Below are 1,546 nucleotides of genomic sequence, written 5' to 3'. Positions count from 1 at the left end.
TCATAGTGTTGAAAAACACCTTAGGCAATAGACAAAATCTAAAATTAAGATTAAAATCCTTCTCATCAACTAACATGAGAGGGATTTCCTATGTATGCGTATTATTCCAGAAAAGAGATAGAAGAGAATCGAAAAACTTACGGACAGATGTACGATCCATCACATCATCTGGTTCAAATTGATGCCCTGATGGATTGGGATTTCGTTTCTCGAAAACTTTCTACTTACTATCCATCTGAAATTGGCCGACCTTCCAGAGATCCCATTGTACTGGTGAAAATCCTAATGATACAGTATCTTGAAGGATTCCGTTCGGTGCGCTTTACATGCAGGCAAGTCCGCCATAACGCTACGTACCGTTGGTTTCTCGGGCTTTCTCCGGTAGATAGTGTTCCAGACCATTCCACTATTTCCAAGTTTCTTTCGTTCCGCCTTAGAAATGAGCGGTTTTGGGAGGAGCTTTTTCAGCATTGTCTAGTATTGATTCACAAGGAGGGTTTCATCGCTAATGAAACGTGGGCAGCGGATGAGACGGAATTGAAGGCAAACGCCAATAAGCGCGTTCGTGTTACGGTTAACGAGGAAAAGAAGGTACAAGAAAAAGCAGAAGACCTCGCTCTCATCAACCATTTTCGGGTTCGACACGGCAAAAAGCCACTGCCTGCCAAAGAGCCAAAAATCGAAATCAAAAAAACAAATATCAGTCCGGTGGATGGAGATGCCCGACTTTCTGTTAAACATGATGAACGCGGGCGCTTTGCTTATTTTGAGCACCGTCTGGTAGATACGCTTCACAACTTTATCCTTGCCACAACGGTAACAGGGGCAAATGTTCCAGGACATCGTCAGTTGCCTGAACAACTCGACAGGCTCCGGGAACTGTTTGGTGAGTACGCGAAAGAAATTGCCCTCGATTCCGGGTATTACAATGCGTCACTGGCCAGAAAATTGTTTGAACGCGGCTTTTTTGTCTATATGTCCTACCGAAGGTTTTCGTCGAATGAACATCCCAAGTGCAGGCGCCATCAATTTAAGAGGGTTTATGAAGATTTGTATGCCTGCCCATGCGGTGTGCCTTTTTCTTATCGGACAACCACCCGCCAAGGTTATCATGAATTTCGCCCTCCCAAAGGAAGCTGCCAGGGATGTCCCTATGTCAAAAAAGAAACGGAAGACCGTGTGCTCCGGATATCTATTCATCAAGAAACCTACGACAAATTGCGTGAACAGCGCCTGTCTCAACGGGGAAAGATCCTCCGTTCTGTGCGGCCGGCAACAATTGAACTAAGCTTTGCGCACAGTAAAGAACTCCACGGCCTCCGCTATGCGCGTTACCGTGGAGTTCAAAAAACAAAGATACAGGTTTTAATGACCGCCATCATTCAAAACCTGAAAAAATGGGCCAGACTCCGCTATCTTAAGGAGAACGGGCTCCACCTAACATATAAAATTATAGAAGAAACCATTTGTTAGAACAAGAAAAAATGAGCATGACTCCAAAAATTCTCGTCATGTTCATTGACAGATTCTTTTTTCAACAGAGTGA

1 protein-coding gene is annotated in these 1,546 nt (G+C 44.3%); it reads left to right on the top strand.

All coding sequences use genetic code 11. From position 1 onward, the window contains the following. The first annotated feature begins 90 nt into the window (after nt 1-90). Entirely contained in the window at nt 91-1,473 is a 1,383-nt protein-coding gene (locus tag JOC78_RS17385; RefSeq protein WP_204558607.1) for an IS1182 family transposase, read from the top strand. The last annotated feature ends 73 nt before the right edge of the window (nt 1,474-1,546 follow it).

The sequence above is a fragment of the Bacillus ectoiniformans genome, from assembly GCF_016908875.1.
Taxonomy (GTDB): domain Bacteria; phylum Bacillota; class Bacilli; order Bacillales; family Domibacillaceae; genus Bacillus_BX; species Bacillus_BX ectoiniformans.
The sequence above is the reverse complement of the archived record's forward strand: the minus strand, read 5'-3'. Positions and strand labels throughout refer to the sequence as shown.